This window comes from Sulfuricurvum sp. RIFOXYD12_FULL_44_77, from assembly GCF_001830725.1.
Lineage (GTDB): Bacteria > Campylobacterota > Campylobacteria > Campylobacterales > Sulfurimonadaceae > Sulfuricurvum > Sulfuricurvum kujiense_A.
Genome location: NZ_MIBU01000275.1, coordinates 1 through 16,806 on the forward strand (window position 1 = coordinate 1; position 16,806 = coordinate 16,806).

At 44.6% G+C, this 16,806-nt stretch carries 12 protein-coding genes; 5 read left to right on the top strand and 7 right to left on the bottom strand.

All coding sequences use genetic code 11. The features are described 5' to 3' along the window. From A2517_RS09950 to A2517_RS09965, 4 genes are all read right to left on the bottom strand, one after another. Positions 1–351 (bottom strand): phosphatidylglycerophosphatase A (locus tag A2517_RS09950; protein ID WP_294896588.1); only part of this gene is annotated, 351 nt, incomplete at its 3' end. A gap of 10 nt (positions 352–361) precedes the next feature. Further along, a complete protein-coding gene (locus A2517_RS09955) occupies positions 362–1,552 on the bottom strand; it encodes a sulfate adenylyltransferase (protein ID WP_294896590.1) in 1,191 nt (396 codons plus the stop codon). Further along, positions 1,530–2,417 carry a response regulator gene (locus A2517_RS09960; RefSeq protein ID WP_294896592.1) on the bottom strand — a complete coding sequence of 296 codons (888 nt, stop codon included), beginning with the start codon at positions 2,415–2,417 and terminating at the stop codon, positions 1,530–1,532. The genes A2517_RS09955 and A2517_RS09960 overlap by 23 nt, the downstream gene beginning before the upstream one ends. Further along, a complete protein-coding gene (locus tag A2517_RS09965; protein ID WP_294896594.1) occupies positions 2,414–3,535 on the bottom strand; it encodes a bifunctional 2-C-methyl-D-erythritol 4-phosphate cytidylyltransferase/2-C-methyl-D-erythritol 2,4-cyclodiphosphate synthase in 1,122 nt (373 codons plus the stop codon). Before A2517_RS09965 ends, A2517_RS09960 begins: the two co-directional genes overlap by 4 nt. A gap of 215 nt (positions 3,536–3,750) precedes the next feature. On the opposite strand from A2517_RS09965, the gene thiC reads away from it, so the two are divergent. From thiC to A2517_RS09980, 3 genes are all read left to right on the top strand, one after another. Then, complete coding sequence (thiC, locus tag A2517_RS09970) at positions 3,751–5,127, top strand: phosphomethylpyrimidine synthase ThiC (RefSeq protein WP_294896596.1); 1,377 nt, start codon at positions 3,751–3,753, stop codon at positions 5,125–5,127. 20 nt (positions 5,128–5,147) lie between these two features. Then, positions 5,148–6,320, top strand: a complete 1,173-nt coding sequence (locus tag A2517_RS09975) for an Mrp/NBP35 family ATP-binding protein (protein WP_294896598.1) — start codon at positions 5,148–5,150, stop codon at positions 6,318–6,320. Between the two features lie 106 nt (positions 6,321–6,426). Next, positions 6,427–8,220: a diguanylate cyclase gene (locus tag A2517_RS09980; RefSeq protein WP_294896600.1), complete on the top strand. Its 1,794-nt coding sequence runs from the start codon at positions 6,427–6,429 to the stop codon at positions 8,218–8,220. A 73-nt stretch (positions 8,221–8,293) separates the two neighbouring features. On the opposite strand, the gene A2517_RS09985 is transcribed toward A2517_RS09980, so the two are convergent. From A2517_RS09985 to A2517_RS09995, 3 genes are all read right to left on the bottom strand, one after another. After that, the gene (locus A2517_RS09985; protein WP_294896602.1) at positions 8,294–10,132 is read right to left on the bottom strand and encodes a GGDEF domain-containing protein; all 1,839 of its coding nucleotides are present in this window, start codon (positions 10,130–10,132) and stop codon (positions 8,294–8,296) included. Between the two features lie 107 nt (positions 10,133–10,239). After that, entirely contained in the window at positions 10,240–12,054 is a 1,815-nt protein-coding gene (gene glmS, locus A2517_RS09990; protein ID WP_294896604.1) for a glutamine--fructose-6-phosphate transaminase (isomerizing), read from the bottom strand. 3 nt (positions 12,055–12,057) lie between these two features. Continuing rightward, entirely contained in the window at positions 12,058–14,565 is a 2,508-nt protein-coding gene (locus tag A2517_RS09995) for a DUF294 nucleotidyltransferase-like domain-containing protein (RefSeq protein ID WP_294896606.1), read from the bottom strand. 135 nt (positions 14,566–14,700) lie between these two features. On the opposite strand from A2517_RS09995, the gene A2517_RS10000 reads away from it, so the two are divergent. Beyond that, positions 14,701–15,639, top strand: a complete 939-nt coding sequence (locus A2517_RS10000; RefSeq protein ID WP_294896608.1) for a GGDEF domain-containing protein — start codon at positions 14,701–14,703, stop codon at positions 15,637–15,639. 52 nt (positions 15,640–15,691) lie between these two features. Further along, positions 15,692–16,753, top strand: coding sequence for an aminofutalosine synthase MqnE (gene mqnE / locus A2517_RS10005; protein WP_294896609.1), 1,062 nt, complete (start codon positions 15,692–15,694; stop codon positions 16,751–16,753). Positions 16,754–16,806 lie beyond the last annotated feature (53 nt).

Here is a 16,806-nt window from a genome sequence, read left to right on the forward strand (position 1 = left end):
AATGCGAAAAAAGATAAAGCTAAGGGCTATCTGGAGAGCGATTCCGTTCTCCCACTGTATCAGTGTCGCCAAATCAAATCCGATCCCCGGAGCGATGGAGAGGGCAAACCACAATCCTACGAGTTCATCGATAACGATTCGTTGATCATCATGATTGTGAGATACCGCTTCATAGCGGTTGATGCTTTTAATCGCGATTAGGGTTATGAGCAATGCCGCCAAAAATAGGGTTTGCGGGCCGAGATAGAGGAGGATTGCCACTCCTAATGGGAGTGATGCTAGGGTACCCATCGTTCCGGGAGCTTTTGGAGAGAGGCCGCTGTAACCGACGGTCAGAAAAAACCAATTCAATTTTTATTCCTTATGTTAATGACGTCGTCTGATAAAGGCGCATGAGGGCAATATAGAAATCTTTTTCACTGTGCTCTTCTAGCAGACCGTTGACCGGCATAATGTCGTAATAGAGTTTGGCCAGATTTTTGAACCGGTTTGGATACAACGATGCAACAATCATGGACGATATCTCTTTGCGTACTAAAACGGCAGGGGGGAGAAGCCCTTGTCGCATCAACTCTAAAATCGATTCGGAGTGGTATGAGATATGGTGATGATGACCGTGTGGACATGTTTGGACACTGACCAGTGTTTTGCACTGATTGCAGTAGACGTATTCGCTTGCAATACCCACTTCGATATCGATACCGACAAGGCGATCAATAATCGACTTATTGGCATTATGATCATAATACATACCGATTCCGGCATGATTTTGACCGATCATAAGGCGGTCACATCCGTAGTTTTTTGCTACGATCGCATCGAGGATAACCTCATTGCTTCCGGCAAAAATATAGCTGCTCTCCAAGGGAACAATGATGACACGGTTTCGAGGGAGATAGTTGTCGACAAAAAACTTCAAGGTCTCTAAACGAAGATCGTATTTCAAATCAGCATTGTTGTACGGTTTAAGAAGAAAAATAATGATTAAATCGGAGTGATCCAAGCTTTGGCGGATAAGGCGCTCATGGGCACGATGAAGCGGATTAGCGGCCATAAACAAGGCGGTAGTGCGCTGTGCACCGATTTGCTCTTTGGCTTGAGTAATCATAGCTTGAATCTCTTGAACGGAGGAGAGATCGATAGAGTAATCCCCGCAGATAGCGTATTTTCCTAATCGTTTATGGGTCGCGCTGACGCCGGGATGGGATAAATCTTCCGTTCCGTAGATTTGATGGAGCCGTTCGCGCGGATCAATAGGATAGACTTCATCAACACAAAGCTCTCCGATGACGACGTTCTCGCAAACGAGATCGAGTATTTCACCTTGATGGGCGCTCGTGAGAATGGTTTCATTGACTTTTCCGCTGGGGGAGAGGATGAGGGGGAAAGGGAAGGTTTTCCCGAGAAACATCCCGCTACTGAGGACCTCTTTGCTTTGTTTCTCGTTCATGAGTGCCGTTACGGGGCTGAGCATGCCTGATTTGAGGAGGGTGAGGGCAGAGACGGCCTCTTGGTCGATATAGAGGGCTCTATTTTTTCTTGACGATGCCATATTTCTTTCTCTTTTCCCATAAGCTTTTGCGTGAAATACCGAGTTTTTTAGAGAGTTCCGTATCCGGAAATCGGTTTTGGAAATGGATCATGATATATTTAACATACTCTTCGATCGGCAAAATCTCGCCTTGATCAAAAAGATGATTTTCACTTTCGATTTCGATCAGTTTGAAAGGGGAATTATCGATAGGTTCCGTGCTGGCAACTATACATTTTTTTCCGGTGATCAACTCGTAAAAGGATTTGTGTTCACTTTTTTTGAGGTTTTGAAAATCGGTGATAAAAAGAATCGAGTCGTCGTTGAGTGCCGCGATATCGCTAAACGCTTTAGCCGAAGAGAGGGAGATAAACTGAAGCGTTTTATCGTGATGCGCCGCATAGCGGAATGCAAATGCGTCAGCATACTTTTGATATCCGCTGCAAATAAAGAGGGGAAGTTCGACTTTGTCCAAATCCTCATCCACATTGATGGAGTTAAACGTATGGGTTAGATAACGCTCATACGTTTGGTTTTGGCGACGGAGCCGTTCATGGTTTTGGAAGTGTTGAATTTTACGGATCAGCTCTTCGATCATAAACGGTTTGAGGATGTAATCTTTGGCTCCGGCTGCGAGAGGCTTTGAGACGGTATCATTGCTCACATAGCTTACCATCAAGATGACAACCGCATTTTTATACGCTTCAATGACGGGATAGATATCTTGACCGCTGATATTGGTTGAGAGGAGGACAACATCATACGCTATTCCGCGAAGCCCCTCTTTAGTAGAGCTTGAGATATCGCAGTTGTGACTTAAATCACTGAGTTTAGAGGCGATACTTTGAGCAAGATAGATCTCGTTTTCGATAATGAGTATATTCATCCGTTTTTCCAATCAAAATAGTGTACTGATGCGGTTGCCATCACCCCTAGCCCCTCTTTACGGCCTATAAACCCAAGATGCTCGGTTGTTGTCGCTTTGACATTGACACGGGCAGAGGGGATATGGAGCAAAGAGGCAAGGGTAGAGCGCATACGATCTTTATAGGGGGCGATTTTTGGTGCTTGGGCGATAATCGTGATGTCGGCATGGAGTATGACAAATCCGAAAGCGTGGAGTTTTTCGACACACTGTGCCAACAGTTCTTTGGAATCGATATTTTTATAAGCGGCATCGGTATCGGGAAATAACATCCCGATATCTCCCAAACAGGCAGCGCCAAGGAGTGCATCGATGAGGGCATGGATGGCAACGTCTCCGTCACTGTGAGCCTTAAACCCATAGGGGCTGTCGATCTCTACCCCGCCGAGCATCATCACTTTCCCCTCTTCAAAAGGGTGAACGTCAAATCCGTTGCCTGTAAAAACAACGTTTGAAGGGGGCGCGAGGCATTCCAGTGCCGCAGTATCACCGGCATGGGTGATTTTGGCGGCACGCTCATCCCCCGCTACAAAATAGCGAGATCCTCCCAAGGCGACGACGGCACTGCTTTCATCGGTATATTCGACATCGCTCTCGAGTGCACGGCGTAATACATCGGTGCGGGAAAGTTGCGGGGTTTGAATCCGTTTAACATGTTCACGCGCTATGGTTTCATCTCCGTAAACAACGGTATCATGAATATCGAGGGCAGGGACAATGGTATCGGCAGACTCTTTATGCTCTATCAGTCGAGCAATCAGATCGGGATCGATGCAGGCACGGGCAACATCGGTGACCATTACATAGGGGGTTTTGACCTCTTTGAGGGCATTTTTAAGGGATTGTTGACGGGTAGCTCCTCCGGCAACAATCGTAAAATCGCACATAGATCTCATAAAAGGGATTTCATCCGCATGGGCGGAGAGAATGACGGGTACATTGGGGAGAGTTTTTTTGATACGGTTAGTAACATAAACCCACAATGGATCATGCCCTATACGGAGCCATTGTTTTTTTACAGGTACTTTAAAACGGGTTGAGTTACCTGCTGCAAGCAAAACAAGGGTAAAATCAGACAAAATGTATCCTATTTTGAAAACTGTTACGAAATTATACACTCAAAAAGCTTTTTTTTATCTTGTTTGCGATAAATTATAGAATATATCAAGAGCAGAGGAGGGGATCTTTTCCTAAATCCTCTTGAAATTTTTAACTTACATTAAAAGAGAGTCTACCCTTTTAGGGGCTCTTATTTATAAGTCCAATTAAGCTTTTGAAAGATCAAGGAGAAAGTATGAGAACTGAATGGGTCGACAAAAGACAAAACGACACCGTCCGTACTCAGATGTACTATGCCAAGCAAGGCATTATTACCGAAGAGATGGCGTATGTTGCCAAAGTTGAGGAGCTTGATCCTGAATTGGTTCGTTCCGAAGTAGCGCGGGGACGTCTTATCATCCCTGCGAATATCAATCACAAAAACTTAGAGCCGATGGCAATTGGGATTGCCGCGCGCTGTAAAATCAATGCTAATATCGGATCATCCGCGATTGCCAGTGATGTTCAAGGGGAGATTGAGAAGATTCAGGTCTCTCAACACTACAAAGCCGATACGGCAATGGACCTCTCGACAGGGGGAGATTTGGATGAGATTCGCCGAGCGGTAATCGAAAATTCTAAAATTCCTATCGGAACGGTACCCATCTATCAAATTTTGCACGACGTCAACAACAAAATCGAAGATTTAAGTATCGAAGTGATGCTCGAAGTACTAGAGCGTCAAGCACAGCAGGGGGTGAGCTATTTCACTATCCATGCAGGCTTTTTGCTGGAGACGATGCCGAAAGTGGCGAAACGTAAAATGGGGATCGTTAGCCGTGGCGGATCGTTGATGGCGGCGTGGATGATGCATTATCATCGTGAAAACCCTTTTTATACGGCGTATGATGAGATCCTTGATATTTGTGCCCGTTACGATGTCTCCCTCTCTCTTGGGGATTCACTTCGTCCGGGATGTTTGGCCGATGCGTCTGATGAAGCGCAGCTGGGTGAGCTTAAAGTACTCGGCGAATTGACGCTGCGTGCATGGGAGAAAAATGTTCAGGTTATGATCGAAGGGCCGGGACACGTCCCTCTCAATCAAATCGAGCGTAATATGAAAATTCAACGCGAATATTGTCATGAAGCGCCGTTTTATATCCTAGGCCCTCTCGTCACCGACATCGCGGCGGGGTATGATCATATCAGTTCTGCTATCGGTGCGGCTGTCGGCGGATGGCATGGTGCGTCGATGCTCTGTTACGTTACCCCGAAAGAGCATTTGGGCTTACCGAACGCCGAAGATGTTCGTGCAGGAATCATCGCGTATAAAATCGCGGCACATGCCGCCGATATCGCTCGCGGACGCAAAGGTGCTCGTGACATCGATGATGCGATGAGCGATGCCCGTTATGCATTTGATTGGAACCGTCAGTTTGAACTTGCCCTCGATCCGGAACGGGCACGTGAGTATCACGACGAGACATTGCCGCAGGATGTTTTTAAAGAGGCGGAGTTTTGTTCGATGTGCGGGCCGAAATTTTGTTCGTATAAAATCACTCAGCAGATCATGGATAACCCCGAAGCAATCGCTCAGATTGCTGCCGAAGTTAAAGCAAGAAGTGCAAGCTAAAATTTAAGGAGATATAAAATATGAATGAAGAAATAGTTAAATCAGCGTTATCCAAAGTTACTTATCCGGGATTCACGAAAGATATCGTGACCTTCGGATTCGTTAAAGAGATTAAAATTGAGGGTTCAAACGTGAGTGTTACGGTTGATATCACTTCAAGTGCTCCTGAAGTGGCGCATCAAATCACGATTGAAGCAACGGATGAGTTAAAACGTGCCGGTGCATCCGAAGTGATAGTGAATATTACCGCTCCGAAAATGCCGAGAGAGAGTTCATCAAAGGGGAAAAACATTGCCCCTCAGGTGAAAAACTTCATTATGGTCAGCTCAGGTAAAGGGGGAGTCGGAAAATCGACCACTTCGGTTAATCTTGCGGTAGCTCTTGCGATGCAAGGGAAAAAAGTGGGTCTTTTGGATGCCGATATCTACGGACCGAATATCCCGCGTATGATGGGGCTTGAGGGTCAAAAACCTGAAGTGGTCGGAAACAAAGTTCTCCCATTAAAAGCGTACGGTGTCGAAGTGATGTCTATGGGCTCACTTATGGAAGAGGGGCAATCGCTTATCTGGCGCGGTGCGATGATCATGAAAGCGATCGAGCAGTTCTTGCGCGATATTCTATGGTCGGATTTGGATTGTCTTGTTATCGATATGCCTCCGGGTACCGGTGATGCACAACTCACGTTGGCACAAAGTGTTCCGGTAACCGTCGGTGTGACCGTTACGACACCACAAATGGTTTCCCTCGATGATTCTCGCCGTAGTTTGGATATGTTTAAAAAACTTCATATCCCGATCGCGGGTGTTATCGAAAATATGTCTGGGTTTATCGCTCCCGATACCGGAGTTGAGTATGATATTTTCGGAAAAGGGACATCCAAAGCGATGGCGGATCAGTTTGATACGTGTATCTTAGCCGAAATCCCTATCGAACCCGCTATCCGAACGGGCGGGGATGAAGGGAAACCGGTAACTTATTATGCACCGACCTCTGAAACAGCGAAACGTTATATGAAGGCGGCGGAAGATTTGTGGGCAACCATCGAGAAAATTAACGAAGAGGGGGGAGTGGACAATCAAGCGATCCAGCCGAATACCCCTCCGGGTGTTTCAGCGTGTTCCACTGCCGCTGCACCAAAACAAGAAACACCTGCTTCTAGCGGAAGTTGCGGCACAGGCTGCGGCTGTCACTAAAACAACCTCCCATTCCCCCGATTCATGGGGGAAATGATCCCTTTTTAACAATTCTAATCTTTTTTTCAGTATAATCGATCTATTTACGTAATATAAGTCAGGAATAATGAAAAAAGAGAAAACATTTTTTACACTCGTTCTCAGTATAGTAGGAATAACGGCTCTGTTTATTGTCGTACTGGCAGTGACATTCCGATATATGGGACTTCAATCGGCGGAGAGTAAGGCAAATTTGGCGGCACATATCGTCCAAGAGTCCTTAACGTCACATATGATTACCGGCAGCAGCGATTATCAAAACGAACTACTAAAACAAATCGATGCCTTAGAGGGGATGAAGCGTACGTGGGTTATCCGCTCTGAAGCGCTAAACAGACAATACGGAAGAGGGATATATCCACAAGATCCTGTTGATGATATAGACCGCGCCGTATTGCGTGATGGGAAGGCCATCGAAAATGTTTCAGGCTCATTGTTCTCCGATACCCTTTATCGCCTCACAATACCCTACATTGCAACGGAAAAGGGAAAAATTGATTGCCTCAGCTGTCATGATAGTAAAGCAGGGGTTGTTTTAGGGGCGGTATCCATTGAGATGGAGATAAATGATCTCAAAGTAACCGGACTGGTTGCGGTTGCGGTAGCGATTATCGTTTTGATGACGTTAACCTATACTCTTCTTAAAAATGTTCGTCGTTTTATTGCTTCCTATAAAGAGACCCTTGATGCGGTGGCGTTAACTATGGAGAAAGCCGAAGGGGGCGATTACAGCCATCGTATCGAGCCATCAGATACGAGAGACGGCTACAACGCTGCGATGTGGACCAATGCCGTCATGGAAAAACTCGATTCTACCCTTACCGAAAGCGGTAAAAAGATGGGTTCCCTTATCCGACTCGATCAACATAACAGTGATCCTCTGTACACTCTGCAGATGGGGGTTCATCAACTGTACGAGGTGGAGCGTTTTAGAACAGAAATAGAAAAGGATCAAAATCTCGATGAGGTTTACGCACGGATCATCGCACTGCTTCGAACCCGTTGGAATTTGAGTAATTTCAATATTTTAGAGCTTAATCCTCTTGATAAAACCACCCACATAGTCCATACCGAAAAAACACTTTTATGTGATGCGATAAGCGGCTGTCGCGCTGATAGAACAAGCGGAATGGTCGATTCGACCCAATGTGAAGTGGCGTGTCCGAAAATGATTGACCCTGATGCCCATTATGTATGCCAAAGCTATCCGATCGTTGATGATCTCGATATTGTTGTCTCTTTGGTGACGTATGAAGCACGAGAAGTTAGTACGATACGGTTGGCTCTGGAGCAACTTGGTAACTACATCAATGCCTCAAAACTTCAGATTATCAATAAAAAACTGCAGCAGACCGTTCGGATTGACCCCCTGACGCAGTTGTATAACCGTGCTTATCTCGAAGAGCTGACGAAGCTCATTGTGGCACAATCAACGCGAACAATGATCCCTTACGGTATTTTAATGATCGACATGGACCAGTTTCATCAAATCAACCAGTCTTATGGAAGCGTCATCGGTGACGAAGTGATCAAAGCGATGGCACATAATATCCATGAAAACCTGCGACAAGGGGATATCCTTATCCGCTACGGCGGTGATACGTTTGCCGTTATTTTATACGATTACGAAGCGGATGAGGTTAATGAGGTTGCGGATACGATTCGCAATACATTCAAGAAAAAGATTAGAATCAATACTTATGCTATCTTAAAAACAGTGAGCATCGGAATCTCTCTTTTCCCTGTGCAAACTCCTGATATGCTTGAGGGGATCGAATACGCTAAACGAGCATTGCTAGAAGCGAAACACCAAGGGGGAAATGCCTCTTTAGTCTACGATACAAAGTCAATGCCTCAGTAAGAAGAGATTTGGTTCAGAATGGGAGTTTATTCGTCTCCACAGGAGGCGAATAGGAGAAGGAAGAGAGGCGTTATTAAAATTGGTCTCCACCGCTAAACATACGCTCTTCGAATTCAATGACACGGTTACGTCCGGTATGTTTCCCCTCGTAGAGGGCAATATCAGCAAATTTAATTACTTTCCAAATAGAGTCAGCCTGAGATGGGAAGTGGGCAATTCCGATACTTAACGTTTTTTGGACGGTATCGTTCCCGAATTGAAATTTCTTCTCATTGAACACAGTCCGTATTTTCTCAGCTACGGACAATGCTCCCTCAGGTGTTGTATTATGAAGCAGCACTAAAAACTCTTCTCCGCCGTAACGAACCGGAAGGTCTGCTTTTCGGATTGCGTGGACTAAAATTTCGGATAATGATTTAATCACGACATCTCCGGCATCGTGCCCATAGGTATCATTGATCATTTTAAAGTAATCGATATCAATCATAAGTACGGCGTAAGACATATTAGAACGAGCAGCCTGTTCTGAACTTTTATCGATAAACTCCTCTAAAAAGCGGCGGTTATAAAGGCCGGTTGCTCCATCTCTAAGGGAAGAATCTCGAAGTTTATCCATCAATGTACGGCTCTCAATGACCGCTTTAGCCGCTTCAAAATAGTTTTTGATACTCGGTAAGGCGAGATTCATCTCTTCAATCGTCTCAATGTCTTTGGCAGAATAGGAGAGGATTAAGGCCAAATCATCATTGATGTTAAACGGAATACACGAGTACTCTTTATCTTCGGCACAATTAGCACAGATATTTGGAAAATCGGTTGAATAGACATCACTTGCCGTACGGAAAGCACGACACTCTTGGGTATCTTTATCTGCACTTGGGAGACAAAAACTTTTATGATCGGTGATATGGATCAGCTTTCGCTCTTTGGTTGTTTTGTCCACTTCATAAAGGGCAAAATGGTCAAAATGGAATTTCTCTTTTAATACATAAATAAATCGATCGTACACCGCGTCTTTATTGGCATCATGTTCAATAGTCTTTTTAAATTTATAGACATCGGAGAGCTCTTGAATAATGACCCCTGCCGTACTAAGGGGATCATTGCTAGAAATATTTGAGCGTGATGCAAAGGTATTAAGATTATGTTTAATCCCACCGAAGGTATCTTCCATTTTCTGGAAGAGGGTATTCATTTGATCGGCTACCTCACTTCCTGCATCTTTTAGGGTTGTGGTGAATCGGAAACTAAAATCTCCGGTTCGTGCTCTTTTGATACCGTTTTGAAGATTTTCAAACAGTTTCATGTAGGGTTTGAAGTAGTGATTCGTTACCCATAGTGCTATGATGATAAATACGACATTGATGGCAAAAATTTTGGCAATCGTCACAGCACCGGTTTGGCGGATTTCATTAATATTGAACTCCATACTAATGGCACCCAAAACTTCCCCCTCTTTAACGTTATGACAGGTGAGACAGTTGGGGTTCCCATATGCTGTTGCCGTGTAGGGAATGGTTACCCGCAAAACCGCATTACTGGCATCTTCTCGGATTTCTCGTACGGTGACTCCCTCTTTAAGAACTCTGCGGTCCATGGCATCTCGAGGTTTTTCATTTTGCATCCCCTCACCGTATTGTTTGATAACGCTATCAGCGCGGACAATCCAAAGAGATTGAACGTCTTTGATATTGGCGATATTACCGAGGAAAAATTCCCGTTTATCCATGATACCGTTGACCATGTGTGCCGTTAATCCGTCACGCACGATTTCAGCGGTCATCTTCGATTTCTCAATGGCATTGTTGTATCCGTAATCGCGGAAGTTGAGGGCAACGTTGGTAATGGTAGCGACAGCAAGTCCGATGAGCATCAAAGCAACGATGAATAAAATTTTTCGATTAGCGTTCATATTTTAATACCTTATATACGAGAGATAAAAATGAAGAAATTATTAATGTAATGACAATATCTAAATTACTTTTAAAGTTAGATGAAATGTAGAAGAAAGTGGAACGGCTATTCGACCGTAACACTTTTTGCGAGGTTGCGGGGCATATCGACATCGTTCCCCAATCGAATTGCGATTTCCATAGAGAGGAGTTGTAAAACAACCATCATCTCAAAAAATTCGAGCATATAATCTTCCCTATATGCAGTGCGAATATGATCGTCCGCTTTATCAAAATCAAGGGGACTGATGGAACAGATAGTGGAGTCCCGTGCGCTGAGTTCTTCGATATTGCTTTTGGTTTTGTCGTACAGTTTGTGCTGTGGAAGGAGAGCAATCGTAAATAGCTCAGGATCGGCGAGGGCGATAGGGCCGTGTTTCATCTCTCCGCTAGGATACCCTTCAGCGTGTAAATAGGTGATCTCTTTGAGTTTCAATGCCCCCTCAAGTGCAAGCGGGAAAAAGACATCCCGTCCGATGAAAAAGAAGCCGTGACCGTGCAGGTAGCGTTTACTTAAGCGGCGCAGCTGCTCGTGTAAAGCATTTTCGACATTAACGGTCACTGGCAGAGTACGTAAAAGTTTAATCTGGCGTTTGATCTCTTCGGTAGGTAGGGTTTTACGCACATCTCCCAGATAGAGGCTAAGCATCCATAACACACATACTTGGGTTGCAAACGCTTTGGTGGAAGCGACCCCTTTTTCGATCCCAGCACGGGTAAGTATGGAAGCATCAGCGAGCCGAACCATAGAAGAGTTGTCAACGTTACAAATAACCATAGTTTTGAGATTATTGCGTTTCGCCATTTTTAGGCTCTCTAACGTATCTGCCGTTTCACCGCTTTGGCTGATGACGACGAAGAGGGTATCAGGGGTGAGAAACGGTTCACGGTAACGGAACTCACTGGCTATTTCAACCGAGGTTTTAATTTTAGCGTGGCGTTCAAACAAATAGCTGGCCACGAGCGCGGCATGGTAGCTGGTACCGCATGCGCAAAATTTGATTTCGTTAATCCCCTCAAAAAGGTTGCTTTCAAGCTCTTCAAAATAGACGCTCTCATCGCGTAAACGCCCGAGGAGGGTATCGGCCAAAACGCGGCTTTGTTCATAAATCTCTTTTTCCATGAAAAATCGGAATCCCTCTTTTTGAGCGGAGAGTTTGTTCTCAGAGAGGGGGGTGAAACGGAGTGTTACCGGATGGTTATGCTCATCAAAAAGGGCAATTCCCTCTGCCGATGCATAGCCGTAATGGCCGTCTTCGAGGTAGATCACTTCATGGCATTTTCCGATGAGTGCGGCATCGGAAGAACCAAAGAGGGTTTCGTTGTCACGGTTACGCCCGATAATCATCGGAGAGCCGTGTTTGGCAAAGAATATTGTCCCCTCAGCGTCGGCGTTGACGAGTAGTATTGCATACGCTCCTTGGAGCTGTGAGAGGGTTTGCTGAAATGCTTCAAACGGTGTGGAAGCACTTTTAAGCTGGTATTCGAAAAGATGGACGATCACTTCCGTATCGGTTTGGCTTAAAAACTGTACCCCATGTGCCGTAAGCATCGTTTTAAGCTCTTGATAGTTTTCGATGATACCGTTATGAACGACATACGAGTTTTGTCCCAGATGGGGATGGGCATTGAGCTCGGTTGGTTTGCCGTGGGTTGCCCAGCGGGTGTGACCGATACCGACGGAGAAACCGGTACTCTCATAATTTTGGGCTTTCTCTTCGAGGTTGATCAGTTTTCCCACCGCTTTGAACAAGGAGAAATTGCCGTCTTGCAAAACGGCGATGCCGGCGGAATCGTATCCACGGTATTCAAGCTCACGAAGTCCATCGATCAAGATTTTTTTAACCGGTTTGACTCCGATGTACCCTACAATACCGCACATAAGCTATTCTCCTACCAATTTATCAATTATTTTGCGCGCATTATCGCACATCCTGTTTTGTTTTTCGATTAAGAAATGATCTCTGGCCATATTTTTATTGGTATGGATTTTTGCGGTAGCGATATTAATCTCTGCTTCATCGAAACATTGGACTGCATAGGCCAATAATCCCCGTTGATTTGTTGTATTGAGATTGAGCTGGGCGTAATGGATAGAGTGATCACAATCAAGGGTGATTTCGTTTGCTTTGATGATCGGTTTGGGAAGGGCGAGTTTTTTAGACATGTCGAATGCCTCTTCGACGATAATCTGAATCTGCTCCATTGTCCCCTCTAGCGGACGCTGTAAAAATTCGATTTTAAAGTATTTAATGCCGTCAAAAAGGGTAAAAATATCCATAGAAGCGACATCCAAATAACTGAGTTTTCCGAGCAAATACCCGAGATTGAGCGGTATGCGACGAAAAATATGGATAACCAGTCCTCTCTCGATTTCAAGCTGATAGGTGAAGCTCTGGCATTTAAACGCCTCTTTGGAAAGGGTGACGATATCAGCGGGGGTGTGTTTGAAGAAGAAAAGATTCGATTCGATGGAGAGGATCTTTTTTTGCTCAATTTTAGAGAGTTGCAAGAACTCAGGATCGTGATTGAGCCGTTTTTCTTTATTGACGCGTTTAATGGCATCGGTGATCCGATCGTTTTGGGAAGCGATTTCAAGAGATGCCTCATAGAGTTCATGAAGTAAGTTGGCACCGAAACTCGTATAGGTTCCCTCTCCTACTCCGTTGATATCTGCATACGTCAGGATATACAGAAGGGTGAGATTTTCCGGTGTTTTGATTTTGGACATAAATTGATAGAGTGTTTTTTCATTATAGAGATTTTCGCGATAGGCGACATTGCTCATCAATACATGGTGGCGCACGAGAAGTGAGCCTCTCTCTAACTGCTGCGTAGGGAGTTTGAAGTTTTTCAAGAAAGGGACGATGAGTTTTGCCCCCACTTCCGAGTGATCTTGTTTGCGCCCTTTTCCGGTATCGTGGAGGAGAATGACCGATTTTAGGAGGAGCTTGTCTGAAAGAGAGAGCGGCTGATAAAGTGCTTCAACATAAGGATCTTTAATCGACTCAAGAGCTTCTATACACTTAATAGAGTGCAAATCGACAGGGAAATGGTGATAGCCGTCAAACTGCGGCAGATGCAGTACTTTTTTAAATGCTCCGATAAGGTGATGCAAGATTCCCGCATCGTAAAAAAGTTTTACAATGACATAGAAATGTTGCCGTTCAAAGAGCTTGCGTAATAAGGTGTAGGTTTTTACTTTCAATGGATGCTTAATAGAGACATAGGTGAAATGGAAGAGGACACTCGAATCAAATACCCATTCTCGATCTTCCAATCCTGCCAATAGTTCCAACAGCGTGTCGATCGGAGGTGTCGGTGTGTTATAGGAAGCGTAGAGGGTCCCCTCAACACGGTAAAATCCTTTATGAATCCTTCCTGAGCGGAGGGCTGAGAGTTGCGTAGGATCAACCAGATAGAGCCGTGCCATTTTTTTCACATAAATCTGGGTGAAGTTGTTGATGCGCCATTGTGCTTCCAACAGACGGCTCACAAGTCGCTTCTCATCGCTGAATCCCAACATCTGTGCAATACGGGGCATATAATCAAGGACAAGTTGATCTTGCTGTTTTCCACTAAGGAGGTGCAGGGCACTGCGGACGCGGAAGAGCAGTTCTAAAGCAATCCGATATTCACGATAGTGATCATCACTGAAGAGTTCGCCGCTGAGTTCTTTGAGGCTGTTGACGCCGTAAATCGTTTTCGCGATCCAATAGAGCAGCTGTGAATCACGTAATCCGCCCACTCCCTCTTTGATATGAGGTTGCATCGAAAAAGGGAATTTTAGTCGACGGATATTGGCTTCTTCAATTTTGGCCAGTATAAATGATTTCGGATCATCGTTGCGGATAGCCGTGAGACGGTTTTGTGTCACACTCCACGTAAAAGGGGAACCGATGATAAGACGCGACTCCATCATGGCCGTTTTGATGGTGATATCTTCGCGTGATGCACTGAGCAAATCATTCACATCATGGACGCGATGACCGAGTTTAAGCCCTGCATCCCACGCTAAATAGAGAAATTTCTCAATAATGGCGGAAGTATTGTATCCGTCGTTTTTTTCATATACGATCATGAGATCAATATCGCTGTGGACACAGAGTTGTTCCCGTCCGTAGCTCCCAAGGGCAATAAACGCGATCGGGATAGAGCTGCGCATCGGAAGGTAGTTTCCGAACATTCGCCGAAGCACGGTTTTGTACATAAGCGAGATAATCGAATCGAGAGTTTTGGTATGGATGACGAGGAAATCTTTCCCCTGATTACGCTCGAAAAGTTCCAAAAGTGAATTTTTATAATCGGATATATGGGTTTTAAAAAGTTTGGATATCTCAAAATCACTGGCATTGTGGTCGATGAGGTCTTCAATTCGTTCGGTTATACTCATAAGGGCTACTTTTTATTTTATTGTAGCGCATTATAATTTTTTTGGAGAAAAGAGAACGGTTAAAAAAGAGGCAAAAATAAAAGATTGTTGACACAAAAATGATACAATCTTCCCAAAGCGAGGAGAATATAGAAAATGGATAATCCTACTGTTTATCAGAAAATTTTAGATATTCACGATCATGTGATGGGGCTTTTGCGCTCAATGAAGGTTCCAGCGTATCCTTCGCAGTACAAAAAGTTTTTTGATCAGCTTTTTGCAGAAACCGCCGATGAAGAGCTTCGTAAAGATCAAGAAAGCGTAGATCACAAAGTCCTCAGTGACTCCAAAGAGGATGTGACCAAATATCTCGATATGGTGGAACACTCTGTCGTCTCTTTTATCGAGTCCCATTCGGGTATCGCATCGGTTGCCGAGTTGCAACGCCACTATATCGATAATGCCCCCTCCGATTCGGTGGAAAAGTTTGTCACTTTTATCGAAGGGTTAGGGGCTCTTAATCAAACGATGTCTGAAGAGCTGGAGAAAGCACAATCCAAAATTTATACCCTCAACCAAGAACTTCAGGTAGCCCGTTCGGAACTTACAACCGATCCGTTGACCAAAGTTGGAAACCGCCAAGGATTTAGTGAAGATATCGAGCCCTCAATCGAAGCGGGTGTCAACAAAAAACTCTCTTTGGTCTTAATGATGATCGATATAGACAACTTCAAATTTCTCAATGACGAATTCGGGTATGTAGCAGGGGATAAAGTACTTTATTTCATTGCGCAAACAATCAAAGGGATGATCCGAACGGCAGATAAAGTGTACCGCTACGGAGGAGAAGAGTTTGCCGTCGTCCTTAACCGCTGTGATGTGACACAGGCACAAATGATTGCCGATAAAATTCGCGAAAAAATAGAGAAAAGCAATCTCCTTTATGCGGGGAAGAGTGTTCACGTCACCATCAGTGCCGGAGTTACGATCCATCAAGAGGGAGACACATTGGAGGATCTTATCAGTCGTGCCGATAAAGCACTCTATTGTGCGAAAAAATCGAATAAAAACTGTACGGTATTATTTGATTGGTAGTCTATTTCTTTTGCTATAATGCGCGTCAAAATAAGCAGTTAAAGATTTTAGTATGAATTTGATTGAAAAAGTAAAACAGAATATCCGACTTACGTTTGATGAAGCGGTCGCTTTGTACGATTTAGACCTCTTTACTCTCGGGGAACTGGCTGATGAACGACGTAAAGCGTTGCACGGAAAACGCACCTATTTTAATATTAACCGTCATATCAATCCGACCAATGTATGCAAAGACATTTGTAAATTTTGTGCGTACAGTGCAAGCCGTAAAAATCCCAATCCTTATACGATGAGTCATGAGGAGATTTTAGCGATCACCGATGATATTGTTGCTCGCGGTATTTCGGAAGTGCATATCGTTTCTGCTCACAACCCTGAAACGGGGTTAGAGTGGTATTTGGAAGTGTTTAGCAAGATCAAAGCACGTCATCCCAACCTCCATATCAAAGCCCTCACGGCGGCGGAAGTTCATTTTCTCGCCGAAGAGTACGGCAAAAGCTACGATGAGATTATCGATCTCATGATAACCAATGGGGTTGATTCGATGCCGGGAGGCGGTGCGGAGATTTTTGACGAAAAAGTTCGCGATTACATCTGTAAAGGAAAAGTAACTTCCGCTCAATGGCTCGAAATTCACCGCAAATGGCACGAGAGAGGGATGAAATCCAATGTCACGATGCTGTTCGGTCACGTCGAAGAGCGTGCTCACCGCATCGATCATATGTTCCGAATACGGGATTTGCAAGATGCAACAGGGGGCTTTAACTGCTTTATCCCGCTGGTGTATCAAAGTGAGAATAACTTTTTGAACGTCAAAGAGTCGATAACAGCACATGAAATTCTCAAAACTATGGCGATCAGCCGTATCGTTCTCGATAATGTCCCGAATCTCAAAGCCTATTGGGTTACCTCTACGGTCAATCTCGCCCTTGTCGCCCAAGAATTTGGAGCAAACGATTTGGACGGTACGATTGAAAAAGAGTCGATCAACTCTGCTGCCGGAGCCAAAAGTGCGAACGGTGTCAATCTTGAAGAATTCGTTGCCCTAATAAAGAACAGCGGTTTTGAGCCGATCGAACGTGATAGCTTGTATAATACAATTAAAGCGTGGTAAGGAAAAGCAATGATTTTAATGATTGATAACTATGACAGTTTTACCTACAACAT

Excerpts from the sequence above, each read along its gene's own strand:
- A2517_RS09995 (WP_294896606.1), bottom strand. The coding sequence starts at position 14,565 with ATGAGTATAACCGAACGAATTGAAGACCTCATCGACCACAATGCCAGT.
- A2517_RS09985 (WP_294896602.1), bottom strand. The coding sequence starts at position 10,132 with ATGAACGCTAATCGAAAAATTTTATTCATCGTTGCTTTGATGCTCATC.
- A2517_RS10000 (WP_294896608.1), top strand. The coding sequence starts at position 14,701 with ATGGATAATCCTACTGTTTATCAGAAAATTTTAGATATTCACGATCAT.
- thiC (WP_294896596.1), top strand. The coding sequence starts at position 3,751 with ATGAGAACTGAATGGGTCGACAAAAGACAAAACGACACCGTCCGTACT.
- A2517_RS09955 (WP_294896590.1), bottom strand. The coding sequence starts at position 1,552 with ATGGCATCGTCAAGAAAAAATAGAGCCCTCTATATCGACCAAGAGGCC.
- glmS (WP_294896604.1), bottom strand. The coding sequence starts at position 12,054 with ATGTGCGGTATTGTAGGGTACATCGGAGTCAAACCGGTTAAAAAAATC.
- A2517_RS09960 (WP_294896592.1), bottom strand. The coding sequence starts at position 2,417 with ATGAATATACTCATTATCGAAAACGAGATCTATCTTGCTCAAAGTATC.
- mqnE (WP_294896609.1), top strand. The coding sequence starts at position 15,692 with ATGAATTTGATTGAAAAAGTAAAACAGAATATCCGACTTACGTTTGAT.
- A2517_RS09975 (WP_294896598.1), top strand. The coding sequence starts at position 5,148 with ATGAATGAAGAAATAGTTAAATCAGCGTTATCCAAAGTTACTTATCCG.
- A2517_RS09980 (WP_294896600.1), top strand. The coding sequence starts at position 6,427 with ATGAAAAAAGAGAAAACATTTTTTACACTCGTTCTCAGTATAGTAGGA.